This is a genomic window from Pararhodobacter sp. SW119, assembly GCF_017811755.1.
Lineage (GTDB): Bacteria > Pseudomonadota > Alphaproteobacteria > Rhodobacterales > Rhodobacteraceae > Pararhodobacter.
This window is the reverse complement of sequence record NZ_JADDJF010000041.1, coordinates 1-25,775: the sequence shown is the minus strand read 5'-3', so window position 1 is coordinate 25,775 and position 25,775 is coordinate 1. Positions and strand designations below refer to the sequence as shown.

The following is a 25,775-nucleotide window of genomic DNA, read 5'->3' as shown; positions in this document are numbered from 1 at the left end:
TAAAATCCGTGATCGCAACCAAATCTTAACTTGCTTCGAGCGCGCCGGGTGTACCCACGGGCGCGGACGATCCGCTCTTGGCGCCGCTCTATTCCCGCACCTCCCACGGTGCGTCAAACCAGTGTTCAACCAGGTTCGGGCTGGGGCCGATCCGGTCGATCACGGCAAAAAAGCCCGGCGCGGCGAGTGGGGTGAGGACGCCGTGCCAGGTCCCGCGGTGGAAGTTGATCCCCTGCGCCCCGTCGGTCAGAAAGGCGCGCGGCGTGCCTGGGGTTCCGTCGGCATCGGGGGCGACGATGACCAGGAACGGGTGCGCGTGCATCGGCACGAAGGCCTGGCTGCCCTCGGGGTGACGCTCGACCATTTCCAGCCGGTAGGGCAGCGTGCGGGGTTCGGCGCGGAAGATCGACAGGCCGGCGCGGCCCGGCGGATCGATGTCCGGGCCGAAATCCAGTAGCGCCCGGTCGTGCCAGCGCCCGCAAAGGCCCTGGTTGATGATCCGGTCGGGCGGCCCGTCGGCCGCCAGCACGTCACCGAAGGGGGCGAACGCGGCGGCGGTCAGGGGTTCGGCCTTGAGAACCCGGCTCATGACGGGGAAAGGGCCCAGAGGCCGCGCAACCGCGCCTGGCGGTTGACATCCTTGTAGAGCAGGTAGCGGAACGGGTCCGGCCCGGCGGCGTAGCAGGCCTGCGGGCAAAAGGCGCGCAGCCAGAGGAAATCGCCGGCTTCAACCTCCACCCAATCGCGGTTCAGCTTGTAGGCGGCCTTGCCCTGAAGCACGTAGATCCCGTGTTCCATCACATGCGTTTCCTCGAACGGGATCGAGCCGCCGGGGGCGAAGGTGACGATGTTCACATGCATGTCATGGCGCAGGTCGGAAGGATCGACGAAGCGCGTCGTCGCCCAGCGACCCTGGGTGTCGGGCATCGGGACGGGCGGGATGGCGCGTTCGTTGGTCACGAAGGGACCGGGGCGGTCGATGCCCGGGGCGGGCTCCCACAGCTTGCGGTACCAGTGAAAGCAGAGCGGTCGCGGACCTTCGGCCAGCAGCGTCCAGCGCATGCCGGCGGGGATGTAGGCGTAGCTTCCCGCTTCCAGGTCGTAGCCCTGTCCGCCGATCGTCAGCGTGCCCTCGCCCGCGGTGACGAAGAGGACATGCTGCGCGCCGGCTTCGGCGTCCGGCGCGTCCGACCCGCCGCCGGGTTGCACCTCCATCAGGTATTGGCTGAAGGTCTCGGCAAAGCCGGAAAGCGGGCGGGCGACAACCCAGAGGCGCGTGCGCCGCCAACCGGGCAGGAGACTGGTCACGATGTCGGAAAAGCAGCCGCGCGGGATGACGGCGTAGCTTTCCGTAAAGACCGCGCGCTGGGTCATCAGCGCGCCTTGCGGCGGCAGGCCGCCGGGCGGGGTGAAATAGCCGCTCTCTTCGCTTTTCTTCATGGCAGAACCTCTTTCAGGCGCAGTTCGGCGATGCGTTCGACCTGGGCGCAGGCGGTGGCGAATTCGGTGTCGGTGTCGTGGGACAGGCGGGTCTGGAACGCCTGAAGAATACCGGCCTTGTCGTGGTCGCGCACCGCGATGATGAAGGGAAAGCCGTGCTTTTCGACATAGGCGGCGTTCAGGTCCTCGAACGAAGCGCGCTCACTGTCGGTCAGCGCATCGAGTCCGGCGGACGCCTGTTCGGATGTCGACTCGGCCGTCAGGCGGCACGCGCGCGCAAGCTTTCCGGCCAGATCCGGATGGGCGCGCAGGACGCCGAGGCGTTCGTTGTCGGTGGCCGACCGGAAAGCGCGGCACAGCGCGTGGTGCAGGCCCAGCGCCGAGTCGTGCGCATGGCCCAGTTCCATCGTCCAGGCGCGTTCGGCGATCCAGGGAGAATGCTCGAAGATGCCGCCGAACCGGGTGACGAAGGTGTCGCGGTCCATCTGGCTGGGGCGGTCGAAGCGCTGCGGCGGGTGGTGGGCGCGCCAGTGCGCGGCGATCTCGGCCCGCGTGGCGAACCAGGCACCGCCCTTTTCGGCGACGTGGTCCAGAAAGCGGATGAGCCCGGCGATCTTGCCCGGCCGGCCGATGAGCCGGCAATGCAGGCCGACCGAAAACATGCGCCCACCCTCGGCATGGAGCACGTCGAAGGTGTCGATCAGGTACTGGCCGAAATCCTGCCCCGTGACCCAACCCGGCGCGGTGGCGAAGCGCATGTCGTTGGCTTCCAGCGTGTAGGGGATCACCAGTTGGTCGTGATCGCCGAGTTCGATCCAGTGCGGCAGGTCGTCGTCATAGGTGTCGGAGATCCAGTCGAAGGCCTGGGTGCGCGCGGTCAGGCGCAAGGTGTTGACGGAACAACGGCCGGTGTACCAGCCGCGCGGGGGGGTGCCCACGACCTGCGCGTGCAGGCGGATCGCGGCGTCGATGGCGTTGCGCTCCTCCTCCTCGGACATGTCCTTGTGCTCGATCCATTTCAGCCCGTGGGAGGCGATTTCCCAGCCGGCCTGCTTCATCGCGGCGACCTGTTCGGGGCTGCGGGCCAGGGCGGTGGCGACGCCGAAGACGGTCACCGGCAGGCCGCGCCGGGTGAAGAGGCGATGCAGCCGCCAGAACCCCGCGCGCGCGCCGTAGTCGTAGAGCGATTCCATGTTCCAGTGCCGCTGACCCGGCCAGGGCTGGGCGCCGGGGATGTCCGACAGGAACGCCTCGGACTGCGCGTCGCCGTGCAGGAGGGAGTTCTCGCCCCCCTCCTCGTAGTTCAGGACCAGGCTGATGGCGACGCGGGCGTCCTCGGGCCAGGCCGCTTGCGGCGGGCGGGGGCCGTAGCCGGTCATGTTGCGCGGATAGCGGGGCGGGTTGGGCATGGGGACTCCGGTCTGCGGAAACGGCGGTCGGCTGCGTCGGGTTCGCAGTCCGAAATGAAGGGTGCAGATGTTCAAGTTCTTCGGCAAAGACTATGCTTCGCGGCAGATACTGACAATCCGCCGCGCTGGCGACATGATGTTGGAAATGAAAGGGAGCAGCCGATGGCCGGATACCTGACGACGCATGTTCTGGACACCGCGCGCGGATGTCCCGCCGCGGGACTGCGCATAACCCTGCGCAGCGCCGAGGGCGAGGTGCTGGCCGAGATGATGACCAACGCGGACGGGCGGACCGATGGGCCGATCCTGCCGAAGGAACGTTTCGCGCCGGGCGTCTACGAGCTGACCTTTCACGCCGGCGAGTATCTGCGCGGATCGGGTCAGGCGGGGGAGGAGCCGCTCTTTCTGGACGAGGTGCCGATCCGCTTCGGGATCAGCGACGGGCAGGCGCATTACCACGTCCCCTTGCTGCTGTCGCCCTACGGCTATTCGACCTATCGCGGCAGCTAGGCGCCTCGGCGCAATTCTACGGATTCACAGGACGGTGCGGGCGGGTATAGGCTGCCCGAAATTCAGCGGGAGCCTGCCATGTTCGATCTTGCCGTCATCGGATCCTGGGCCGAATTCGCGCTGCGCTGGCTGCATGTGATCACGGCCATCGCGTGGATCGGCTCGTCCTTCTACTTCATCGCGCTCGACCTGGGGCTGCGGAAGGCGCCGCACCTGCCGAAGGGTGCGACCGGCGAGGAGTGGCAGGTGCATGGCGGCGGCTTCTACCATATCCAGAAGTACATGGTCGCGCCCCCGCAGATGCCCGAGCACCTGACCTGGTTCAAATGGGAAAGCTACTGGACCTGGATGTCGGGCTTCGCGCTGCTGGCGGTCATGTACTACCTGGGCGCCGAGTTCTACCTGATCGATCCGGAGGTGATGGACCTGGCCGTCTGGCAGGCGATCGCGATCTCGGCGGGTTCGCTGGTCTTCGGCTGGCTGGCTTATGACGCGATCTGCAAGTCGCGGCTGGGCGAGGACAACACGCGGTTGATGCTGCTTCTCTACGTCATCCTGGTGGTCATGGCCTGGGGCTACGCGCAGGTCTTTTCGGGCCGCGCGGCGCTGCTGCATCTGGGCGCCTTCACCGCGACGATCATGTCGGCCAATGTCTTTCTGGTCATCATTCCCAATCAGAAGATCGTGGTGGCCGACCTGGTTGCCGGGCGGGCGCCGGACGCCCGCTACGGAAAGATCGCCAAGCAGCGGTCGACGCATAACAATTACCTGACCCTGCCCGTCATTTTCCTGATGCTGTCGAACCACTATCCGCTGGCCTTCGCGAGCGAGTGGAACTGGGTGATCGCCAGCCTCGTATTCCTGATGGGGGTGACGATCCGCCACTATTTCAACTCGATGCATGCGCGGACCGGGCAGCCAACCTGGACCTGGGCGGTGACCGTGGTGATTTTCATCGTGATCATGTGGCTGTCGACCGCGCCGATGCGCGCGGGCGACGAAGACGTCGCCAGCCTGCCGCCGTCGATGGCCCGCTATACCGAAGTGGCCGAGTTCGACGCGGCCTATTCGATCGTCCTGGGCCGTTGTTCGATGTGCCACGCGGCGGAGCCGGTCTGGCCGGGACTGCACTGGGCGCCCAAGGGCGTGGTGCTGGAGACCGAGGCGCAGGTGGCGCGCGCGGGGCGTGCGATATACCTGCAGTCCGGAATGAGCCACGCCATGCCGCCCCGCAAGGCGGTCGCGATGCCCGAGGAAGAGCGTGCGCAGCTGCGCGCCTGGTATCGTGCCGCGACCGGGTCGTGAGCGGGCAAGCCCATTGACCGGACCCCCGCGCTGGGGCAAGAGCGGCGCATGCTGGTCTACAAGATCTTTCGCCGCCCCGAATGGGACTCCTTTCGCGCCAATGGCGAAACCAACGGCGCGCCGGTCGATCTGGCCGATGGCTACATTCACCTGTCGACCGCAGCACAGGTGACCGGAACAGCGGCGAAGCACTTTGTCGGCGAAAGCGATCTGGTGCTGGTTGCGCTGGAGGCCGACGATCTGGGGGACGCCCTGCGCTGGGAGCCGTCGCGCGGAGACAAGTTGTTTCCGCATCTCTACCGTCCGCTGCGCCTGGGCGACGTGGTCTGGGACAAGTCGCTGCCGCTGGGCGCGGCCGGGCATATTTTCCCCGAGGGCGTGGTCTGATGCTGGAACGCCTGGGGCTTGCCGCGCTGCACCGGCTGGACCCCGAGCGCGGCCACGACCTGGCGCTGAAGGCGTTGCGCACGGGACTGGTGCACGGATCGGGGCCGATCACCTCGCCCCGGTTGCGCGTGCGGCTTGCGGGTCTGGACCTGCCCAACCCGCTGGGCCTGGCCGCCGGGTTCGACAAGAACGCCGTGGCGCTGGCACCGCTCGCGCGCCTCGGCTTCGGCTTTCTGGAAGTCGGCGCCGCCACCCCGCGCCCGCAGCCGGGCAACCCGCGCCCGCGCCTGTTTCGCCTGACCGAAGATCGCGGGGTGATCAATCGGTTCGGCTTCAACAACGATGGCGCCGAGGCCATCGGCGGCCGGTTGCGCGCGCGTCCCGCCGGCGTGGTGCTGGGCCTGAACCTGGGCGCGAACAAGGACAGCGATGACCGGGCGGGCGACTATGCGGCAGTGCTGACGCTTTGCGGGGCGCAGGTCGATTTCGTGACCGTCAATGTCTCGTCCCCCAATACCGAGAAGCTCCGCGATCTGCAGGGTGCGGCGGCGCTGCGCAGCCTGCTGTCGCGGGTGATGGCGGCGCGCGCGGAACTGGCACGTTCCGTCCCGGTTTTCCTGAAGATCGCGCCCGACCTGGAGCATTATGCGCTCGCCGAACTGGCCGTCGTGGCGCAGGAGGCGGGTGTCGACGCGATCATCGCGACGAACACCACGTTGGCGCGCGAAGGTTTGAAAAGTGCCTTTCAGGACCAAGCTGGCGGGCTTTCTGGCCGTCCCTTGTTTGAAAAGTCCACGCGCATCCTGGCGCAAATTTCGCAGACTACGGACGGAAAGATGCCCCTGATCGGCGTCGGCGGGATCGAGAATGCCGAGACCGCCTATGCCAAGATCCGCGCCGGGGCCAGTGCGCTGCAGCTTTACTCCGCGCTGGTCTTTGGCGGTTTCGGGCTGGTGGGCGAGATCCTGCACGGGCTGGAAGCGCGGCTTGCAAGCGACGGGTTCGACACGCTGCAAGCGGCCGTCGGCACCGGGCGCGATGCCTGGCTCTAGCCGCGGGGCGCGCGGGAAATGGCCGAGGCGGGCCGCGGCGCGCGCAGGCTGTCGGGGATGCGCGGGTAGTAGAGCGCCATCAGCACCCCTCGCGCGGCGTTGAGAACCATCAATGCCGCCCAGAGCCCGTGGTTGCCCCAGCCCCCGAACAGCCACAACGCCGATGCATAGAGAACAGCCGAAGCCAGCATCGCGTTGCGCATCTCGCGCGTGCGGGTGGCGCCGATGAAAATGCCGTCGAACATCCAGCCTGCGACGCCAAGGAGGGGCGCCGCGACCACCCAGGGCAGGAAGATCCGCGCCAGTTCCCGCAGTTCGGGCGCGGTGGTCATCAGGTCGATCCCCACCCCGCCGCCCAGGGCGAAGCCCAGCGCCAGCCCAACCGCCCCGCCCACGCCCCAGACGCTGGTCAGCCGCACGGTCCGCGACAGCCGCGTTGCGGCCTTTGCCCCGACAGCCTGGCCCACAAGCGACTCGGCCGCGAAGGCAAAACCGTCCAGCAGATAGGCGGTCAATTGCAGGAACTGCATCAGGATCTGGTTGACCGCCAGCACCGCATCCCCCTGCCCGGCGGACACGAACAGGAACGCCGTGAAACAGCCCTGCAGCAGGATCGAGCGCAGCATGATGTCGGTGTTCACCACCGCCATCCGCTTCAACCGCGGGCCGTCGAGGATGCGCCCCTTCGGCCCGGTGAACGCCGACGCGCAAAGCCAAAGGCCCAATCCCAGCCCGGCATATTCGGCGATCAGCGTGGCCCATGCCACGCCGGCGACCCCCCAGCCCAGTCCCAGCACGAACCAGACGTCGAGGACGATGTTGAGGCCGTTCATGACCAGTTGCAGGACCAGCACCGCGCGCGTCCGCTCCAACGCGATCAGCCATCCGCTGAGGGCATAGGCGGCGATGGTCGCCGGCGCGCCCCAGATGCGGATGTCGAGGTAGGTGCGGGTCAGCGCCTCGACCTCGGCGCTGGCGGGGGCGATGCGGAAGGCGCCCCAGATCAGCGGACCCTGCAGCGCGATCAGGCCCAGCCCCGCCGCGCCCGCGACCAGCAATCCGCGCTTCAGGATGGCGCCGCTTTCGGCCACGTCGCCGGCCCCGTGCGCCTGCGCCACAAGCCCGGTCGTGCCCATGCGCAGGAAGCCGAATACCCAGAAGACCGAGGTGAGAATCACGGCCCCCAGCCCGACCGCGCCTATCGGCGCCGCTGCGCCCAACTGGCCGACGACCGCGGTATCCACCAGCCCCAGCAGCGGAATAGTCAGGTTGGCCAGCACGATCGGCAGCGCGATGGCCAGCACGCGCCGGTGAGTCAACTGGGCAGCAACGGCCACGCGCGGTGCTCAGCCCCCGTTGTTCCGGCCCGGCACCAGGAAATGTCCCGTTGCCTGCGCGAAAAGGCGCGCGCGGTTGTCCTGCCAGGCCTCGACATGCACGCTTGCGTAGCGACGGCCGGACCGATTGATCCGCGCCCGCGCATAGGCGTCGCGCGGCAGGCCCGAGCGCAGGTAGTCGACGGTGAAGTCGATGGTCTTCGGCAGACGCGGCAGATGCTCCCGGTCGACGGCGGCGGGATCGAGCTTGCCCGCCTCCATCTCGTCCCACAGCAGCGACCAGCTGAGTTCGATGATCGCCGTGATCTCGAGAAACGCCGAGGTCACGCCGCCGTGGATCGCGGGCAGGAAGGGATTGCCGACAAGGCTTTCGTTGAAGGGCAGCACCGCGGTCAACTCGTCCCCGCGCCGGTCGAAACGGACGCCAAGGTATTGCGCATAAGGTATGCCGTCGATCAGCGCGAGGAGCGCCGCGTCGCGGCGCTGCTTCACCGCCTGCACCGGCTCTGGCTTGGGCCGGTTCACGTCGCCTTCTCCCCGTTGCTGCGCCCTTCGATGGTGAAGGCGCCGGCCGCGGTGGCCACTGGCAGCCCCTCGTCCTCGTCATGCGCGGTGGCACGGACGAAAGCGACAGTGCGCGTGGAATGATAGCATTCGGCGCGCGCGGTGATCCGCTGGCCGGGCCGGGCGGCGCGCATGTAGTCGATGCGCAGATCCAGCGTCGCCGTGCCCGTCGCGCCGCCCGCATCCGACAGTACCGCCGCCCCACAACAGGTATCGAGCAGCGCCGACACCGCCCCGCCCGAGATCACGCCGGTCGCCGGGTCGCCGACGAAGCGTTCGTCCCAGGCCATGCTGATCCTGGCGTGGCCGTCGCCGACCGCCTCCAGCACCATGCCCAGCGCCCTGGAATGCGGGATCGCCTCGATGAATCTCTGGGCGGCGGAGGGGTCGGTCATGGGCGTGCCTGGGGCTATGTGGGTGTCGGCCGGAGTGTCGCGCGCCCGCCTTCCCGGCGCAAGGGGCCGAAGCGATGTTGCGCCGCGATCCACCAGCGCATAGGTTGATGCCCGACGGTCCGGAGCGGCGCGATGAGCGATACGAAACTGTCCTTCAAGGAGATGTGCGCGAAGTTCGAGGTGACGCCGCGCACCCTGCGCTATTACGAATACATCGAACTGCTGAGCCCCGAAAAGGACGGCCGCAACCGCCTTTACGGCGCGCGCGAGATCGCCCGGATGACGCTGATCCTGCGCGGCCGGCGCTTTGGCTTCAGCCTCGAGGAGATCCGTCAATGGCTGGAAATGTACGAAACCAAAGGTTCCCGCCGGCAGCTTGAGACCTGGATAGAGTCCGCCGACCGGCAGTTGGTCGAACTGCATCGCCAGCGCGAAGAACTTGGCGAGACGATCGACGAGTTGAAGGCCCTGCGCGACGAAGCAGTCCGATTGCTGGATGAGAAGCAGGCGTGAGCCCCCAAGCAGCAATTCAGCAATCGCTTCACGTACGGTCGGACCGTCACAAAAAGGAACTTCACGTTGCTGAGCTACGCGCAGCGACCAGCCAATGCCTTGATGTGCTTTTGTAGTCGAGCGGCGCGCCCAATAGCTCGGGGCCGTTCTGCACCATCGTGTAGGCATCATCGACATCAAGAACAAGGAATCCGGGAGGGCAACCATGCGCAGCGATCCAACCACCCAAGGAGCGTGTAAATCGTCCTGGACCACTAACCGTGAGAATGTTCTGAAGCGCTTTCTTACTATCTTCCTGCAACGCGGCGCGCATTGAGACCGCTGTATCAGCGATGAGATGCGCAAGAATGCTGTGACCGGCACGAAAGCCAAAACACCAGTTCGGAACGTTCGTACGCTCGGGCAAATTCCACTTGAAAACCAAGCCTCCATGCAGCAGTCCAGCCAATCGTTCGCCACCAGTCGCGCGCAAGGCCATATCGGCATCCAGATAGAGTCCTCCGAAGTGTTCTATGATGCAAAGCCGCAATAGATCGCTACCCATGGCGGGGTGAGATGCCGAGAGAAAGAGGGGAAGAATATCCGGGTAGTACTCCGCTAGGAACGCTTTCGCCCGCTGTTCGTCCCAAACCTCGTGCTGCACCGTCCAGCGTTCGCATAGGGTGGCGTTGTGCTTCAGCAGTTTGCGGATTTGCTGCGGCGGATCAGCGTTCCAGTACTGATGCAATATCGGCGAAGCGGGGTAGCCGATCTTGAGGGCCTGAAGATGCGACACGGCTTCGCCAAGGCCGATCTGTCGCACGGAGGGCTGCCAGTTCTGACTTTGGTTCTCATCCATGACGCCATGATGCCGATTAATGTAGGTCCGGCAAGAGTGGTCGCAAGTCGGGAGCTTGATACCGCTCCGGGAGGCAAAGTCGTTCTTCAGGCACGCCGGCTTCTCAATCGACGCCTCGTCACGGACTTTGTGACGTGACGTTTGGTTTACGTTAACGTCAACCCGTCTGTTATGCAAAGCGCAGCGACCCAGATCCGTTCAAGGCGCATGCGCCCGTCCAGCCGTCAGGAGGTGCCCGATGGAAAAGGAATTGATGACGATCCGCGAGATGTGCGACGCCCATGAGGTGACGCCCCGGACGCTTCGGTTCTACGAGGCGAAGGAACTGCTGTTCCCGATCCGCGTGGGTCAGAAGCGGCTCTATACCCGCCGCGACCGTGGCCGGTTGAAGCTGATCCTGCGCGGCAAGCGGTTCGGCTTCAGCCTGGAGGAAATGCGCCAGCTTCTGGACCTTTACGACCGGGGCGATGCGCAGGAAGAACAGCTGCGCCGTACCTATGCCGTCGCCCGCGAACGTCTGGCGCAGATGGAGCGCCAGCGCGACGAATTGAACGAAGCGATTGCCGAGCTGCGCGGCCAGCTGGAGTGGGGGGCCGAGATGATCGCCTCGTTCCGGCGCGCCGCGGCCGAGTGACCGCAGCCCCCTGTTTCGCCGCGGTAGCGGATCCTCCGTCCCGCGCAATTCGATCCGCAAGGAGAAGTTGATGCCCGTCTACACTGCCCCGGTTTCCGACCTTCAGTTCATCCTCCACGACGTCCTTGGCATCGCCGCGAGCGATCTGCCCGGCCATGACGAACTCGACCGCGACTTCACCGGCGCGATCCTCGAAGAGGCGGCGAAACTTGCCTCCGAAAAGCTGGCGCCACTGAATGCCACGGGGGACGCGCAGGGCTGCCGGCTCGAGAACGGCGTCGTGATCACGCCCGACGGCTTCAAGGAGGCGTTCGAGGCGATCAAGGAAGGCGGCTGGAACGGGCTGGACCTGCCCGAGGAGTACGGCGGGCAGAACCTGCCGATCGCCATGGGCTCGGCGGTGGGCGAGATCTTCGTGGCCGCGAACATGGCTCTGAACATGTACCAGGGCCTGACGCATGGCGCGATCAACGCGTTGCTGGCTCATGGGTCGGAACAGCAGAAGGCCGTGTATCTGCCCAAGATGGTCAGCATGGAATGGACCGGCACCATGAACCTGACCGAGCCGCATTGCGGCACCGATCTGGGCATGATCCGCACCAAGGCCGAACCCCAGGACGACGGCAGCTACCGGATCACGGGCCAGAAGATCTTCATTTCGGCGGGCGAACACGACCTGGCCGAGAACATCATCCACCTGGTGCTGGCCAAGGCGCCAGGCGGAGGCGAAGGCACCAAGGGCATTTCGCTTTTCGTCGTGCCCAAGTTCCTGGTCAATGAGGATGGGTCGCTGGGCGTCCGCAATCCAGTTTCCTGCGGAAAGATCGAGGAGAAGATGGGCATTCACGCCAATTCGACCTGCGTGATGAACTACGATGGCGCGACCGGCTGGTTGGTGGGCGATCTGCACAAGGGCATGCGCGCGATGTTCACGATGATGAACGAGGCGCGCCTGGGCGTCGGCGTCCAGGGCTATGCCCAAGCCGAGGCGGCCTACCAGAACTCGCTGGCCTATGCAAAGGACCGCCTGCAGGGCCGCGCCGTGACCGGCAAGGCAAACCCCGAGGGCCCCGCCGACCCGCTGATCGTGCATCCCGATATCCGCCGCGCGCTGATGGACCAGAAGAGCTTTGTCGAGGGCGCGCGCGCGCTGGCGCTTTGGGGGGCGCATCTGATCGACCGGTCGCACCGGGCGCAGGATGCCGATGCCGAAGGCATGATCAGCCTGCTGACGCCGGTCATGAAGGGCTTCCTGACCGACCGGGGCTTCGACATGACTGTGCAGGCGCAGCAGGTCTTCGGCGGGCACGGCTATATCGAGGAATGGGGCATGTCGCAGTATGTCCGCGACGCCCGCATCGCCATGATCTACGAGGGCGCGAACGGCATCCAGGCGCTGGATCTGGTCGGCCGCAAGCTGGCGCAGGACGGCGGCAAGCATGTCATGGCGTTCTTCGAGATGGTGAAGACCTTCATCAAGGAAAACGAGGGCGACGCGGAATTGAAGCGCGATTTCCTCGACCCGCTGAAGGCGGCGTCAAAGGACCTGCAGGGCGCGGCGATGTTCTTCATGCAGAACGGCATGAAGAAGCCCGACGCGGCGCTTGCCGGGGCCACCGACTTCATGCATCTCTTTGGCCATGTCTGCCTGGGGCTGATGTGGGCGCGCATGGCGAAGGCCTCGACGGACGCCTTGAAGGCCGGGACCGACAACGCCACCTTCCACCAGACGAAGCTGGCCACCGGGCGCTACTACATGGCCCGCCAGCTGCCGGCGACCGCGCTGCACCTGCGGCGCATCGAATCGGGCGCCGAGCCGGTGATGGCGTTGGAGGCCGCGGCGTTCTGAGGGCGCGCGACCGATCCGGGCGCGCCCGCCGCGCCCGGGCGACGATAGAACGACGGCGCAAAGCGCCGCATCTCAGGTCTGGGAGGGACCGCCGCATGACATTCCCGCTGATGCGATCGGCATGGATGAGCGACGAGCACAAGATGCTCAAGGACATGACCCGCGACTTCATCGCCGAGAGATGGGCGCCGCATTTCGACCGCTGGCGCGCCCAGGGCGAGATGGACCGCACGACCTGGCAGGAAGCGGGCGAGATCGGGCTTCTCTGCGCCTCGATCCCCGAGGAATACGGCGGGGCGGGCGGGGATTTCGGCCACGAGGCGGTGATCTACATGGAATCCGGCCGCGCCAACCTGGCCAGCTGGGGCAACCCCATCCATTCCGGTATCGTGGCCCACTACATCCTTGCCTACGGATCGGAAGAGCAGAAGAAACGGTGGCTGCCGAGGATGGCCTCGGGCGAGATGGTGGGCGCGCTGGCCATGACCGAGCCCTCGGGCGGGTCGGACGTGCAGAACCTGAAGACCCGGGCGGTGCGCGACGGCAATGTCTACCGGCTGACGGGATCGAAAACCTTCATCACCAACGGCCAGCACGCCAACCTGATCGTGGTCGCCGCCAAGACCGACCCAAGTGCCAAGGCCAAGGGCGTCTCGCTGGTGGTGGTGGAAACCGATGGGGCCGAGGGGTTCCGGCGCGGGCGCAACCTCGACAAGGTGGGCCTGAAGGCGGCCGACACGTCGGAGTTGTTCTTCGACGAGGTCGCCGTGCCGCCCGAGAACATCCTCGGCGGGCAGGAGGGCATGGGGTTTTACCAGATGATGCAGCAGCTGCCGCAGGAACGGCTGATCATCGGCTGCGGCGCGGTGGGCGCCATCGAGGGGGCGGTGGCGCGGACGATTGCCTATTGCAAGGAACGCGAAGCCTTCGGCCAGCCGATCATCGATTTCCAGAACACCCGGTTCAAGCTGGCCGAATGCAAGACGCAGGCGGTCGTCGCGCGCGCCTTCCTCGACCGCTGCATCGAGGCGCATCTGAAAGGGGAGTTGACGGTCGAACTGGCGGCGATGTCGAAATACTGGCTGACTGACCTGCAGTGCCAGGTGATCGACGACTGCGTGCAGTTGCACGGCGGCTATGGTTTCATGACGGAATACGCGGTGGCCGAGATGTGGACCGACGCCCGCGTGCAGCGCATCTATGGCGGCACCAACGAGATCATGAAGGACCTGATCGGGAGGTCGCTGTGAACGCGGGCGCCGGAAGGGCTCCCGCCCCTCGTCAGGTTGTGCGCGGTGCGCACGAACCTTCCTCGCGTTGGGCCGGGCGCCGCACCTGCGGCGCGGCGAAAAGAAGGAACAGGAAATGACCGCGACACTCTATTGCTTCGGCGAATCCGGCAATGCCTACAAGGCGGCGCTGACCATGGCGCTGTGCGGCTACGACTGGCAGCCCCGGTTCGTGGACTTCTTCAACGGTGAAACGCGCGGACCCGATTTCAGGGCGCTGAACCCGATGGGGGAGGTGCCGGTGATGGTCGAGGGCGACCGGACGTTCACGCAGTCGGGCACCATTCAGGCGCACGTCGCGCACGCCACCGGCCGTATGGCCGGCGTCGAGGACATGGAAGTGTTGCGCTGGGTGCTTTGGGACAATCACAAGCTGTCGAGCCAGGCAGGCACGGTGCGGTTTCTGTCCAACTTCCTGCCCGAAGCGAAACGCCCCGGCCCGGTGATCGACTTCCTCAAGGCCCGGCTCAACTCTGCCTACAAAGTGCTGGACGCCCATCTCGACGGGCGCGAATGGATCGCGGGCCAGGCACCCTCGATCGCGGACTGCGCCTGTGCGGGATACCTGTATTATCCCGAGCCCTTCGGCTTCGTGCGCGCCGACTGGCCCAATATCGATACCTGGCTTGCGCGGCTGAGCGAACAGCCCGGCTGGAAACATCCCTATGACCTGATGCCCGGTTCCCCCGCGGACCGGCAATGAAGGAGACGACGATGACCGACGCCTATATCTTTGATGCCTGCCGCACGGTGCGCGGCAAGGGCCGGAAGGACGGCAGCCTGCACGAGGTGAGCGCGCCGCGCCTGTCCGCCATCGCGCTGAACGCGCTAAAGTCCCGCAGCGATCTGGACACGCGCGCGATCGAGGACGTGATTTGGGGCAACGTCACCCAGGTCGCCGAGCAGGGCGCGTGCCTGGCGCGGACCGCGGTGCTGGCGTCCGATTTCGACGAAAGCGTGCCGGGGGTCAGCATCAACCGCTTTTGCGCCTCTGGCCTGGAAGCGGTGAACATGGCCGCCAACCAGGTGCGCGGTGGGGCCGGCATGGCCTATGTCGCGGGCGGAGTCGAATGCATGAGCCGCGTCCCGATGGGCATGGACGGGGGCGCGATCGCCGTCGATCCGCAGATCGCGATCGACAACTATTTCGTGCCGCAGGGCATCTCGGCCGACATCATCGCCACCAAGTTCGGATTTACCCGCGACGAGGCCGACGCGCTGGCGGTGGAAAGCCAGAAGCGCGCCAAGAAGGCCTGGGACGAGGGGCGCTTCGACCGGTCGGTGGTCACTGTCCGGGACATAAACGGGCTGACCATCCTTGATCGCGACGAGCATATGCGCCCCGAGACCGACATGCAGTCGCTGGGCTCGCTCAAGCCGTCGTTCAAGGACATGGGCGAGGTGATGCCGGGCTTCGACAAGATCGCGCTGATGAAATACCCGGAACTGGAAAGAATCGAACATATCCACCATGCCGGCAATTCAAGCGGCATCGTCGACGGGTCGGCCGCCGTGCTGATCGGCAACAAGGAATTCGGCGAGAAGTACGGGTTGCAACCCCGCGCGCGCATTCGTTCCACCGCGAAGATCGGCACAGACCCGACGATCATGCTGACCGGCCCGGTGCCGGTGACCGAGAAGATCCTGCGCGAGTCGGGCATGCAGATTTCCGACATTGATCTCTTTGAGATCAACGAGGCCTTCGCCTCGGTCGTGATGCGCTTCATGCAGGCCTTCGACGTCGATCAGGACCGGGTCAACGTGAACGGCGGCGCCATCGCGATGGGTCACCCGCTGGGGGCCACGGGGGCGATGATCCTCGGCACGCTGCTGGACGAGCTGGAGCGCACCGGCAAGGGCACCGGGCTCGCGACGCTCTGCATCGGTTCGGGCATGGGCGCGGCCACGATCATCGAGCGTCTGTGATGCCACGGATCGACCCCGCCACCGTGCCGCTGCGCACCGGCACGACCTACCCGCCCCCCTATGACGCCGAGGCGCGCGGGCGCAGCGCGCTGATGCTGGGCGACGCGGGCGGGCTAACGCAGTTCGGCGTCAACGTGACCATTCTGGCGCCCGGCGCGAAATCGTCGATGCGGCACTGGCACGAGACCGAGGACGAGTTTGTCATGGTGTTGTCCGGCGCGTGCGTGCTGGTCGAGGACGCCGGCGAGACCCCGATGAACGCCGGCGATTGCGCGGCCTTCCCGGCGGGCAATCCCGACGGGCACCATTTCATCAACCAAAGCGACGGCGAATGCCGCCTTCTGGTGGTCGGCACGCGGCAGGCCCACGACGTTGCGACCTATTCCGATATCGACCTGAAGGTGACGATCACCCCCGAGGGCAATCGCTACGCCCGCAAGGACGGCACCCCCTACCCCGAAAAGGGAGCGAAAGAATGACCGAATTCCACTATTCCGTTGACGCCGATGGCGTCGCCACGATCACCTGGGACGTGCCTGGCAAGGCCATGAACGTCATGACGGTCGCGGGTCTGAAGGAACTTGAGGCCCATGTCGACAGCGCGCTGGCCGACGAGACGGTGAAGGGGGTCATCCTGACCTCGGGCAAGGCGGATTTCGCGGGCGGGATGGACCTGAACGTCCTGTCACAGGACCGCGACGCGGTCGGCGAAAACCCGGCGCAGGCGATCTTCGACTGGATCATGTCCACCCATCAACTGTTTCGCAAGATCGAGCGCGCCGGCATGGACCCCAAGACGCTGAAGGGCGGCAAACCCTTCGTCACCGCCATGCCCGGCACGGCGATGGGGATCGGGCTGGAATTGCCGCTGGCCACGCATCGCATCTTCGCCGCCGACAACCCCAGGGCCAAGATCGGCCTACCCGAGATCATGATCGGCCTCTTCCCCGGCGGCGGCGGCACCACGCGGCTGGCCTTCAAGCTGGGCGCGATGGCCGCGTCCCCCTACCTGCTGGAGGGCAAGCAACTGTCGCCCGCCAAGGCGAAATCCGGCGGCCTGATCGACGAGGTCGTACCGGCGGACGCGTTGCTGGCGCGCGCGAAGGACTGGGTGCTGAACGCCAGGGACGCCGATCTGGTGAAACCCTGGGACGCGAAGGGCTACAAGGTGCCCGGCGGCGCGCCCTACCACCCCTCCGGCTTCATGACCTTCGTCGGCGCCTCGGTGATGGTGCATGCCAACACCTGGGGCGTCTATCCGGCCGCCAAGGCGCTGCTGTCGGCGGTCTACGAGGGGCTGCAGGTGCCCTTCGACACCGCGCTGCGGATCGAGGCGCGGTATTTCACCCAACTCCTCCTCAATCCGTCATCGCAGGCGATGACGCGGTCGCTTTTCGTCAACAAGCAGGCGCTGGAGAAAGGCGCGAACCGGCCCGAGGCACCGGACCAGCGGGTGAAGAAGCTGGGTGTGCTGGGCGCCGGCATGATGGGCGCGGGCATCGCCTATGTCAGCGCCAATGTTGGCATGGAGGTCGTGCTGATCGACGCGAAGCAGGAGGCGGCGGAAAAGGGCAAGGCCTATTCGAGCGGCCTCCTCGACAAGGGTATCAAGCGCGGCAAGGTGACTGAGGCGAAGAAGACCGAGGTGCTGGACCGGATCACGCCCACCACCGACTATGCCGCGCTGGAGGGCTGCGACATGGTGATCGAAGCCGTGTTCGAAGATCCGCAGGTCAAGGCCGAGGTGACCGCGAAGGCCGAGGCGGTGATCGCGAAGGACGCGATCTTCGCCACCAACACCTCGACCCTGCCGATCAGCGACCTGGCCCAAGCCAGCGACCGGCCCGATCAGTTCATCGGCATCCACTTCTTCAGCCCGGTGGACAAGATGCTTCTGGTCGAGATCATCAAGGGCCGCGAAACCGGCGACCGCGCGGTGGCCAAGGCGCTGGACTACGTCCGGCAGATCCGCAAGACGCCGATCGTGGTCAACGACGCGCGCTTCTTCTACGCCAACCGCTGCATCATTCCCTACATCAACGAGGGGATGCGGCTGGTGAAGGAGGGCGTCGCGCCGCCGCTGGTGGACAACGCCGCACGGCTGCTGGGCTTTCCGGTCGGGCCGTTGCAACTGGTCGACGAAACCTCGCTCGACCTCGGGGCGAAGATCGCCAAGGCGACGAAAGCCGCGATGGGCAACGAATATCCCGACGCGGCCGTGGACGAGGTTGTCTTCTGGATGGTCGATCAAGGCCGCCTGGGCCGCAAGTCCAAGGCCGGCTTCTTCGACTATGACGAGGCGGGCAAGCGGCTGGGCTACTGGAAGGGACTGAGCGACAAGTACCCCCGTGCCGAAGATCAGCCCGACCTGTCCGAGGTGCAGCACCGGCTGATGATGGCGCAGGTTCTGGAGGCCGTGCGCGCGCTGGAAGCGGGCGTTCTGACCGACATCCGCGAGGGCGACGTGGGCGCGATCCTCGGCTGGGGCTTCGCGCCCTGGTCGGGCGGGCCGTTTTCCTGGCTCGACATGCTGGGCGCGGCCCGCGCGGTCGAGATCTGCGACGACCTGAAGGCCCGCCACGGCAAACGGTTCGAGGCCCCGCAGATGCTGCGCGACATGGCCGCCCGGCGCGAGACCTTCTACAAGCGCGCCGCCGCGGCCGCCGCCTGATCGACCCCGCGGGACGCCGTGCTCAGGACCCGCCCCTTTGGGCGGGTCTTTCTGCTTGCGCGGAGCGCGGGGTGCGCGCATGCGCGCATCTTCGCAAATAACTGAATTATTTACATAAATCGGCGCCGTTAACCGCAATGAAACTTCTGGCCCCGCCGCGCAGGACAGGCCAGGGGACGCGCTCGCCAGCCCGTCCGGACCAACCGAGGGCGCCTCGCGGTCCCTACGCCTTCAGCCGCTCGGCCTGCCAGTCCAGATGGGCGGGCATGAAGGTCGAGATGAAATAGTAGCTGTGATCGTATCCATCGTGCAGCGCCAGTTCCAGCGGCTGGCCGGCCCGCGCGCAGGTCTCGCGCAGCTTTTCGGGCTTCAGCTGTTCCTCGAGAAATCCGTCGGCCGCCCCCTGATCGACGCGCAGCGCCGGCACGCGGTGACCGGCCTCGATCAATCGGCAGGCGTCGTACTCGGCCCAGGCGGCGCGATCCGCACCCAGATAGCCGCCCAGCGCCTTCTGCCCCCAGGGGCAGTCGGACGGCGCGCAGATCGGCGCAAAGGCCGAAACGGCGCGAAACCGGTCGGGGTTTCGCAGCGCGATGGTCAGCGCCCCGTGCCCGCCCATCGAATGGCCCATGATGCCCTGCAGGGTCATGTCCGCCGCAAACCGCCCGGCGATCAGCGCGGGCAGTTCCTGCTCGATGTAGCTGCGCATCCGGTAGTGCCGCGCCCAGGGGTTCTGGGTGGCATCGACATAGAAGCCGGCACCGAGGCCGAAGTCAAAGGCGCCTTCTGGGTCGTCCGGCACGCCCTCGCCGCGCGGCGAGGTGTCGGGGGCGACGAAGATCAGGCCATGACGGGCGCAGGCGGCGCGAAACGCGCCCTTTTCGGTCACATTGGCCCAGTTGCAGGTCAGCCCCGACAGGAACCAGACCACCGGCAGGCGCGCGCCCTCCGCATGGTCGGGCACGAAGATCGAGAATTCCATCGCGGTGCCGGTGGCCTGGCTAGAATGACGCCAGACCTCCTGCCAGCCGTCATGGGCACGCCAGCGATTAAGTCGTTCCATCAGTAGACCACCTCCGAGCAGCTTGATTCGCCCGCATGCAGGAGACATACGCCGCGGTTGATGCGCCTTATCTTGAGCACATGGGTTTACGTTACCCCGCTACCGTTCCTGAGCGCCCCCTTCTGCACGACGATCCTCGGTGAGTCGAGGAAACACCGCTGGATCGCGCGCGACCTTCGGAAAGGTCGGTCACGCCGCGGCCTTCGGACAAACCGGCTGAATGCCAAGCGCGGCAATCACCTTTGCGATCTGCATGTCGTTGCCATCAGGAAGCTGATTCACGGACCACAACTTGGGCGTGTCGCTGAACTCTTGAAGCACCATAAAGCTTCGCCCCAAAGAGACATGACGAACACCGCACTTGCGGGCCACGGCCCAGAACCAGATGTCGTCGCCGGTCGGGCACAATCTGCGGGCCGTGGCCGAGTCGAGCAGCAACGCGTCGTCGAGGACCTTCGCCGGATATAGCACGCCGCCAAGTCCCAGCGGCATCAACCGCTCTGTCGGCGCCCCCTTCGCGGCAAGCGGCCAGCTTCGGAACGGCATGACCGATCCATCGGGGGAACAACGGACCACTCTTGCACGACGCGCAATGATCGTTTCGGGATGCTGGTCCCGCCCCGCGACAAGCTCGGCGAGCATTCGACGGGGATACAGGATGTCGTCGTCGATGGTGACGATGTCTGCGTCCGGGTACTTCTCGCGCGTCGGAAGGAGCTTGTTGTAGCTGCGAAGACTCTCGTCGATCCACAGGATCTCCACGCCGCGTTGTCGGTAGCGGTCGATCTTCTCGGGCAGTGGCGCCTCGCCGAATTCGGAACGCGCAAGCACAAGCACGATGCGATCCGGAAGCAGCGTCTGGGCGAAGATGGATTCGATCGCGATCCAGGCTTGGTCGATGCGGGCCGGAAAGCTGGTGAGGCTGACGATCAGACGAGGGCTGGATGAACCCGGAAGCGACGGAGAACCGATCAATCGGCTGCGCGCCAGGTGTAGTCCGAAAACGGCGCGCTTTCGGCGCTCGCGCAAGCGGCGCCTTCTCTCGGGTGGCACGACAATCTGGTAGAGCCGCCGCAAGCCGCCGATAAAGCTCATCCTTTCACCTTCGACGCCCTACGCTTCAAAACGTGACGGGAGGGTATACGACAAGGACGTCAATACACAACGACCGAGCGGATCGATTCGCCGGCGTGCATCAGGTCGAAGCCCGTGTTGATCTCCTCGAGGGTCAGGACATGGGTGATCATCGGGTCGATCTCGATCTTGCCCTTCATGTACCAGTCGACGATCTTCGGCACGTCGGTGCGCCCGCGCGCGCCGCCGAAGGCCGTGCCCTTCCAGACGCGGCCGGTGATCAGCTGGAAGGGGCGGGTCGAGATTTCCTTGCCGGCTTCGGCCACGCCGATCACGGTCGACACGCCCCAGCCGCGGTGGCAGGCCTCCAGCGCCTGGCGCATGACGGTCGTGTTGCCGGTGCAGTCGAAGGTGTAGTCCGCGCCGCCGTCGGTCAGGTCGATAAGATGCGCGACGATGTCGCCGTCGATCTTCTTGGGGTTGACGAAATCGGTCATGCCGAAGCGGCGGCCCCAATCCGCCTTCGCGTCGTTGATGTCGACACCGATGATCTTGTCGGCGCCGACCATCCGCGCGCCCTGGATGACGTTGAGGCCGATGCCGCCGAGGCCGAAGACGATGACATTGGCGCCCGGTTCGACCTTGGCGGTGTTGACGACCGCGCCGACGCCGGTGGTGACACCGCAGCCCACGTAGCAGATCTTGTCGAAGGGGGCGCCCGCGTCGACCTTGGCCACCGCGATCTCGGGCAGGACGGTGAAGTTGGAGAAGGTCGAGCAGCCCATGTAGTGATGGATCGTCTGCCCCTTGTAGCTGAATCGGCTGGTTCCGTCGGGCATCAGCCCCTTGCCCTGCGTTGCGCGGATCGCCGTACAGAGGTTCGTCTTGCCCGAGAGGCAGCTTTTGCACTGCCGGCATTCGGGCGTGTAGAGCGGGATCACATGGTCGCCGGGGCTGACCGACTTCACGCCCGGGCCGACCTCGCGCACCACGCCCGCGCCCTCGTGCCCCAGGATCGAGGGGAAGATCCCTTCGCTGTCCAGCCCGTCGAGCGTGTAGGCGTCGGTGTGGCAGATGCCGGTCGCCATGATCTCGACCAGGACTTCGCCCTCCCGCGGGCCTTCGAGGTCGAGTTCGACGATCTCCAGCGGTTTCTTGGCCTCGAAAGCGACGGCGGCGCGGGTCTTCATGGCGCGTTCTCCCCTGTTTTCCGTGCGCCGAACCTAACGCGATCCGCCCGGTTTGCGCCAGCCCCTGCCGACGCGCGCGTCAAGCGGTTGCGGGCGCCCGGCAATCGGCTATAGCTGGCGCCATGCCGACCGCTTTCTTCACCGATCCCGCCTGCCTGCGCCACGTCACACCCGCCGGCCACCCCGAGCGTGCGGCGCGGCTGGAAGCCATCCTCGCGCGGCTCGATGCCCCCGAATTCGACGCGCTGATCCGCCGCCAGGCGCCCGCCGCCAACATGGGCGAGATCCTGCGCTGCCACCCGCAGCCCCATGTCGACCGGCTCCGCGCCGCGCTGCCGACCGAGGGTACGCGCGCGCTCGATGCCGACACCCATGTCTCGCCCGGCAGCTGGTACGCGGCAACCGGCGGGCTGGGCCAAGTTCTGGGCGCGCTCGACATGGTGATGGCCGGCGAGGCCGGGAACGCCTTTGCCGCCACCCGCCCGCCCGGCCACCATGCCGAGCGCGAAACCGCGATGGGGTTCTGCCTGCTCGGCAATGTCGCGATCGCGGCGAAAAGGGCGCTGGATCACCATGGGCTGTCGCGCGTCGCGGTCGTCGATTTCGATGTCCATCACGGCAACGGCACGCAGGACCTGCTGTGGGACGAGCCGCGCGCGCTCTTCATCTCCAGCCACCAGATGCCGCTCTGGCCCGGAACCGGCAGCGCCAATGAGCGGGGCGCGCATGACAACGTGCTGAACCTGCCGTTGCCGCCCGGCTGCGACGGCACGCGGTTCCGCGCGACCTGGCAGCGCGCGGCAACGCCGCGACTCGAAGCCTTCAAGCCGGAACTGATCCTGATCTCGGCCGGGTTCGACGCGCATCGCGCCGACCCGCTGGCGCAGCTTGACCTGGACGTCGAGGATTTCGTCTGGCTCACGCGGCAGTTGTGCGACATCGCCGACACACATGCTCAGGGGCGGGTGGTCTCGGCCCTGGAGGGTGGCTATGATGTCGATGCGCTGGCGCAGTCGGTCGCCGCGCATGTCCAGGTATTGATGGAGCGGAGCGCATGAAGCCGGTGTCGGAGCTGTCGTTCGAGGAGGCACTGCGTGAACTGGAAGGCGTCGTCGGACAGCTCGAACGCGGCGACGTCGCGCTCGACGCCTCGATCGAGCTTTATGAGCGCGGAGCGGAGTTGAAGAAGCATTGCGAGGCGCAACTGGCGCGCGCCCAAGCAAGAATCGAACAGATCACGCTGGCCGAAGACGGCACGGCGGCCGGGACCGCGCCGCTCGATCCCGCATGACCTTCGCCAGGCGGCTGACCGCCGCCGCGGCCGCGGTCGAAGTCCGACTGATGGCCGCCCTCGCGGAACTGCCCGAAAGCGATCTGCGCGCCGCGATGGCCTACGCCCTGTCGGGGGGCAAGGGACTGCGCGGGTTCCTGGTTCTGGAAAGCGCGGCGCTGCACGGGGTCGCGCGCGACCATGCCCTGTCCGCCGCGGCGGCTATCGAGGCGATGCACACCTTCTCGCTGATTCATGACGATCTGCCGGCGATGGATGACGACGATCTGCGCCGGGGCCGGCCGACGGTGCATGTCGCCTGGTCCGAGGCGGTCGCGATCCTGGCTGGCGACGCGCTGCAATCGCTCGCCTTCGAACTTTTGACCCTGCCCGGCCAGCCGCGTCCGGCCGAGATGGTGCAGGCGCTGGCGCGCGCCGCGGGCGCGAGCGGGATGGCCTACGGGCAGATGCTCGACATCGCCGCCGGCAGCGCCGCCGCGCCCCTCGACCTCGACGCCATTGCCCGGCTGCAGGCGGCCAAGACCGGCGCACTGTTCGCGTGGTCGGCCAGTGCCGGGCCGCGCATGGCCGGCGACGACACCGCGCCGCTCGACGCCTACGCCGCCGCGATGGGTCTGGCCTTCCAGATCGCCGACGACATCCTGGATTGCGAGGGCGATGCCGGTCGCCTGGGCAAGCGCGTGCAGAAGGACGCCGCAGCGGGCAAGGCGACCTTCGTTTCGGTGCTGGGCCTGGAAGGCGCGCGCCGACGCGCCCGCGACCTGGCCGAGGAGGCCTGCGCCGCCCTTGCGCCCTATGGTCGCGACGCGGCCCCCCTGTGCGACGCCGCGCGTTTCGTGGTATGCCGGGACAAGTGACGGAGTAGCGATGACCCACCGCCCCCCTACCCCCCTTCTCGACCGGGTTCGCCTGCCGGCCGATCTGCGCGGACTGACCGATGCGCAACTGCGCCAGCTGGCCGACGAATTGCGCACCGAGACGATCAGCGCGGTGTCGGAAACCGGCGGGCACCTGGGCGCGGGACTGGGCGTGGTCGAGTTGACCGTGGCGATCCACGCCGTTTTCGACACGCCGCGCGACCGGCTGATCTGGGACGTGAGCCACCAGTCCTATCCGCACAAGATCCTGACCGGGCGGCGCGACCGCATCCGCACGCTTCGGCAGAAGGACGGGCTGTCGGGCTTTACCAAGCGCAGCGAGTCCCCCTATGACCCGTTTGGCGCGGCGCATTCCTCGACCTCGATCTCGGCGGCGCTGGGGTTCACGATGGCGCGCGAACTGGGCGGCGCGCCCGACCCGGCGCTGGGGGATGCCATCGCGGTGATCGGGGATGGCGCGATGAGCGCCGGCATGGCCTTCGAGGCGCTGAACAACGCGGGTCACCTGGGCAAGCGGATGTTCGTCATCCTCAACGATAACGAGATGTCGATCGCGCCGCCAACCGGGGCGCTGTCGACCTATCTGTCGAAGCTTTATGCCGAGGCGCCGCTGCACGACCTGAAGGCCGCCGCGAAAAGCGCGCTGAGCCTGCTGCCGCAGCCCTTCCAGGAGGGGGCGAAGCGCGCCAAGGACCTGCTCAAGCACCTTACCATCGGTGGCACCCTGTTCGAGGAACTGGGCTTCTCCTACGTCGGGCCCATCGACGGGCACGATCTGGGCCAGTTGCTGCCGATCCTGCGGCTGGTGCACGACCGGGCGACCGGGCCGATGCTGATCCATGTCCTGACCAAGAAGGGCAAGGGCTACGCGCCGGCCGAAGCCGCCGCAGACCGCGGCCACGCCACCGGCAAGTTCGACCCCGAGACCGGCGAGCCGCGGCCGACGAAATCCAACGCGCCCAGCTACACCAAGGTCTTCGCGCGCGCCCTGATGGCCGAGGCCGAGCGCGACGACCGCATCGTCGCCGTCACCGCCGCCATGCCCGACGGCACCGGCCTGAACCTCTTCGCCGAACGCTTCCCCAAGCGCTGCTTCGACGTGGGCATCGCCGAGCAGCACGGCGTGACCTTCTGCGCCGGGTTGGCGGCGGGGGGATTGCGACCCTTCTGCACGATCTATTCGACCTTCCTGCAGCGCGGTTACGATCAGGTGGTGCACGACGTGGCGATCCAGCGCCTGCCGGTGCGCTTTGCCATCGACCGCGCCGGGCTGGTCGGCGCGGACGGCGCGACGCATGCCGGGGCCTTCGACGTGGCGTATCTGGCGAACCTGCCGGGCTTCGTGGTCATGGCCGCGGCGGACGAGGCGGAACTGGTGCACATGGTCGCCACCGCGGCGGCGCATGACGATGGCCCCATCGCCTTCCGCTATCCGCGGGGCGAGGGCGTGGGGGTCGAGATGCCCGAGCGCGGGCAGCCGCTGGAGATCGGCCGCGGCCGGATGATCCGCGAGGGTGGGCGCGTCGCGATCCTGTCCTTCGGCACGCGCCTGTCCGAGGTGCTGACCGCCTGCGAGGCGCTGGAGGCGCGCGGCATCCATCCCACCGTCGCCGACGCCCGCTTCGCCAAGCCGCTCGACCGCGACCTGATCCTGCGGCTGGCCGAGGGGCACGAGGCGCTGATCACCATCGAGGAAGGCGCCATCGGCGGCTTCGGCAGCCATGTCGCGCAGCTTCTGGCCGAGGAAGGCGTGTTCGACCGGGGGCTGAAGTTCCGCGCGATGGTGCTGCCCGACATCTTCATCGACCAGTCCAGCCCCGCCGACATGTACGCAACCGCCGGGCTGAACGCCGCGGATATCGAGGCAAAGGTGCTGCAGGTCCTCGGCGTGGCGAATATCGGCGCGAAACGGGCCTGAAAGGCGGCGCGCCGGCTGCGCACGCGTGCGCACCTCCGCAACCCACTCTTTTCAATCGTCTTTTCGGCGCCGTTAACCGCAATGAAAGGTTCGGCCAGCCGCTCCCCGGCGCGGGCGGCGGCACCTGTCCGACCGGGGGCGCGAAAGTTTCATTGTGGCACACTACACGACACTGGTCTGGATGAGGGGGTGAATAGGTGGTTTTCTGGACGACTCCGTCCAAGGAAACGTCCCGATGGCCC

26 protein-coding genes are annotated in these 25,775 nt (G+C 66.7%); 16 read left to right on the top strand and 10 right to left on the bottom strand.

From position 1 onward, the window contains the following. Positions 1–88: 88 nt before the first annotated feature. Genes IM708_RS16640 through puuE form a run of 3 tightly spaced genes read right to left on the bottom strand, consistent with a single transcriptional unit; the run spans position 89 to position 2,849 of the window. Positions 89–589, bottom strand: a complete 501-nt coding sequence (locus tag IM708_RS16640) for an ureidoglycolate lyase (protein ID WP_209427711.1) — start codon at positions 587–589, stop codon at positions 89–91. Beyond that, entirely contained in the window at positions 586–1,440 is an 855-nt protein-coding gene (locus IM708_RS16635; protein ID WP_209427710.1) for a bifunctional allantoicase/(S)-ureidoglycine aminohydrolase, read from the bottom strand. Before IM708_RS16635 ends, IM708_RS16640 begins: the two co-directional genes overlap by 4 nt. Next, complete coding sequence (gene puuE, locus IM708_RS16630) at positions 1,437–2,849, bottom strand: allantoinase PuuE (RefSeq protein WP_245243263.1); 1,413 nt, start codon at positions 2,847–2,849, stop codon at positions 1,437–1,439. Before puuE ends, IM708_RS16635 begins: the two co-directional genes overlap by 4 nt. Positions 2,850–3,011: 162 nt before the next feature. Between puuE and uraH the strand changes: the two genes are divergently transcribed. The 4 genes from uraH (at position 3,012) to IM708_RS16610 (ending at position 6,103) form a co-directional block, all read left to right on the top strand. Continuing rightward, complete coding sequence (uraH, locus tag IM708_RS16625) at positions 3,012–3,359, top strand: hydroxyisourate hydrolase (RefSeq protein ID WP_209427709.1); 348 nt, start codon at positions 3,012–3,014, stop codon at positions 3,357–3,359. Positions 3,360–3,437: 78 nt separating this feature from the next. Continuing rightward, positions 3,438–4,664, top strand: a complete 1,227-nt coding sequence (locus IM708_RS16620) for a urate hydroxylase PuuD (protein ID WP_209427708.1) — start codon at positions 3,438–3,440, stop codon at positions 4,662–4,664. A 48-nt stretch (positions 4,665–4,712) separates the two neighbouring features. Continuing rightward, the gene (locus tag IM708_RS16615) at positions 4,713–5,051 is read left to right on the top strand and encodes a DUF952 domain-containing protein (RefSeq protein WP_209427707.1); all 339 of its coding nucleotides are present in this window, start codon (positions 4,713–4,715) and stop codon (positions 5,049–5,051) included. Further along, positions 5,051–6,103, top strand: a complete 1,053-nt coding sequence (locus tag IM708_RS16610) for a quinone-dependent dihydroorotate dehydrogenase (protein ID WP_209427706.1) — start codon at positions 5,051–5,053, stop codon at positions 6,101–6,103. The genes IM708_RS16615 and IM708_RS16610 overlap by 1 nt, the downstream gene beginning before the upstream one ends. Here IM708_RS16610 and IM708_RS16605 read toward each other — a convergent pair. From IM708_RS16605 to IM708_RS16595, 3 genes are read right to left on the bottom strand one after another with little or no spacing between them, the layout of a single operon-like run. Further along, positions 6,100–7,440 (bottom strand): MATE family efflux transporter, encoded by a 1,341-nt coding sequence (locus tag IM708_RS16605; protein ID WP_209427705.1) that lies wholly within the window; start codon positions 7,438–7,440, stop codon positions 6,100–6,102. The genes IM708_RS16610 and IM708_RS16605 overlap by 4 nt on opposite strands. Before the next feature lie 9 nt (positions 7,441–7,449). Next, the gene (locus IM708_RS16600) at positions 7,450–7,965 is read right to left on the bottom strand and encodes a PaaI family thioesterase (RefSeq protein ID WP_209427704.1); all 516 of its coding nucleotides are present in this window, start codon (positions 7,963–7,965) and stop codon (positions 7,450–7,452) included. Further along, complete coding sequence (locus tag IM708_RS16595; protein WP_209427703.1) at positions 7,962–8,399, bottom strand: PaaI family thioesterase; 438 nt, start codon at positions 8,397–8,399, stop codon at positions 7,962–7,964. Before IM708_RS16595 ends, IM708_RS16600 begins: the two co-directional genes overlap by 4 nt. A gap of 132 nt (positions 8,400–8,531) precedes the next feature. On the opposite strand from IM708_RS16595, the gene IM708_RS16590 reads away from it, so the two are divergent. Further along, positions 8,532–8,912 carry a MerR family DNA-binding transcriptional regulator gene (locus tag IM708_RS16590; RefSeq protein WP_209427702.1) on the top strand — a complete coding sequence of 127 codons (381 nt, stop codon included), beginning with the start codon at positions 8,532–8,534 and terminating at the stop codon, positions 8,910–8,912. Between the two features lie 61 nt (positions 8,913–8,973). Here the strand turns inward: IM708_RS16590 and IM708_RS16585 are convergent, their stop codons facing one another. Then, entirely contained in the window at positions 8,974–9,750 is a 777-nt protein-coding gene (locus IM708_RS16585; RefSeq protein ID WP_209427701.1) for a glycosyltransferase, read from the bottom strand. A 238-nt stretch (positions 9,751–9,988) separates the two neighbouring features. On the opposite strand from IM708_RS16585, the gene IM708_RS16580 reads away from it, so the two are divergent. The 7 genes from IM708_RS16580 to IM708_RS16550 all read left to right on the top strand — a co-directional run bounded on the left by IM708_RS16580 (position 9,989) and on the right by IM708_RS16550 (position 18,119). Further along, on the top strand, positions 9,989–10,384 hold the full coding sequence (locus IM708_RS16580; protein WP_209427700.1) for a MerR family DNA-binding transcriptional regulator: 396 nt from the start codon (positions 9,989–9,991) through the stop codon (positions 10,382–10,384). Between the two features lie 70 nt (positions 10,385–10,454). Further along, complete coding sequence (locus tag IM708_RS16575) at positions 10,455–12,233, top strand: acyl-CoA dehydrogenase C-terminal domain-containing protein (RefSeq protein WP_209427699.1); 1,779 nt, start codon at positions 10,455–10,457, stop codon at positions 12,231–12,233. A gap of 95 nt (positions 12,234–12,328) precedes the next feature. Continuing rightward, the gene (locus IM708_RS16570) at positions 12,329–13,483 is read left to right on the top strand and encodes an acyl-CoA dehydrogenase family protein (protein ID WP_245243262.1); all 1,155 of its coding nucleotides are present in this window, start codon (positions 12,329–12,331) and stop codon (positions 13,481–13,483) included. Between the two features lie 115 nt (positions 13,484–13,598). Further along, positions 13,599–14,225: a glutathione S-transferase gene (locus tag IM708_RS16565; protein WP_209427698.1), complete on the top strand. Its 627-nt coding sequence runs from the start codon at positions 13,599–13,601 to the stop codon at positions 14,223–14,225. A gap of 11 nt (positions 14,226–14,236) precedes the next feature. After that, entirely contained in the window at positions 14,237–15,448 is a 1,212-nt protein-coding gene (locus IM708_RS16560; RefSeq protein ID WP_209427697.1) for an acetyl-CoA C-acetyltransferase, read from the top strand. Continuing rightward, a complete protein-coding gene (locus tag IM708_RS16555) occupies positions 15,448–15,927 on the top strand; it encodes a cupin domain-containing protein (protein WP_209427696.1) in 480 nt (159 codons plus the stop codon). Before IM708_RS16560 ends, IM708_RS16555 begins: the two co-directional genes overlap by 1 nt. Further along, positions 15,924–18,119, top strand: coding sequence for a 3-hydroxyacyl-CoA dehydrogenase NAD-binding domain-containing protein (locus tag IM708_RS16550; protein ID WP_209427695.1), 2,196 nt, complete (start codon positions 15,924–15,926; stop codon positions 18,117–18,119). Before IM708_RS16555 ends, IM708_RS16550 begins: the two co-directional genes overlap by 4 nt. Positions 18,120–18,342: 223 nt before the next feature. On the opposite strand, the gene fghA is transcribed toward IM708_RS16550, so the two are convergent. From fghA to IM708_RS16535, 3 genes are all read right to left on the bottom strand, one after another. Further along, positions 18,343–19,182, bottom strand: a complete 840-nt coding sequence (fghA, locus tag IM708_RS16545; RefSeq protein ID WP_209427694.1) for an S-formylglutathione hydrolase — start codon at positions 19,180–19,182, stop codon at positions 18,343–18,345. Between the two features lie 189 nt (positions 19,183–19,371). Beyond that, the gene (locus IM708_RS16540; protein ID WP_209427693.1) at positions 19,372–20,277 is read right to left on the bottom strand and encodes a hypothetical protein; all 906 of its coding nucleotides are present in this window, start codon (positions 20,275–20,277) and stop codon (positions 19,372–19,374) included. A gap of 59 nt (positions 20,278–20,336) precedes the next feature. Beyond that, a complete protein-coding gene (locus tag IM708_RS16535; protein ID WP_209427692.1) occupies positions 20,337–21,446 on the bottom strand; it encodes an S-(hydroxymethyl)glutathione dehydrogenase/class III alcohol dehydrogenase in 1,110 nt (369 codons plus the stop codon). 122 nt (positions 21,447–21,568) lie between these two features. Between IM708_RS16535 and IM708_RS16530 the strand changes: the two genes are divergently transcribed. Genes IM708_RS16530 through dxs form a run of 4 tightly spaced genes read left to right on the top strand, consistent with a single transcriptional unit; the run spans position 21,569 to position 25,533 of the window. Continuing rightward, positions 21,569–22,504, top strand: a complete 936-nt coding sequence (locus tag IM708_RS16530) for a histone deacetylase family protein (RefSeq protein ID WP_209427691.1) — start codon at positions 21,569–21,571, stop codon at positions 22,502–22,504. Further along, positions 22,501–22,737: an exodeoxyribonuclease VII small subunit gene (locus IM708_RS16525; protein WP_209427690.1), complete on the top strand. Its 237-nt coding sequence runs from the start codon at positions 22,501–22,503 to the stop codon at positions 22,735–22,737. The genes IM708_RS16530 and IM708_RS16525 overlap by 4 nt, the downstream gene beginning before the upstream one ends. Continuing rightward, entirely contained in the window at positions 22,734–23,594 is an 861-nt protein-coding gene (locus tag IM708_RS16520; protein WP_209427689.1) for a polyprenyl synthetase family protein, read from the top strand. Before IM708_RS16525 ends, IM708_RS16520 begins: the two co-directional genes overlap by 4 nt. A 10-nt stretch (positions 23,595–23,604) precedes the next feature. Continuing rightward, positions 23,605–25,533 (top strand): 1-deoxy-D-xylulose-5-phosphate synthase, encoded by a 1,929-nt coding sequence (dxs, locus tag IM708_RS16515; protein WP_209427688.1) that lies wholly within the window; start codon positions 23,605–23,607, stop codon positions 25,531–25,533. Positions 25,534–25,775: the final 242 nt, after the last annotated feature.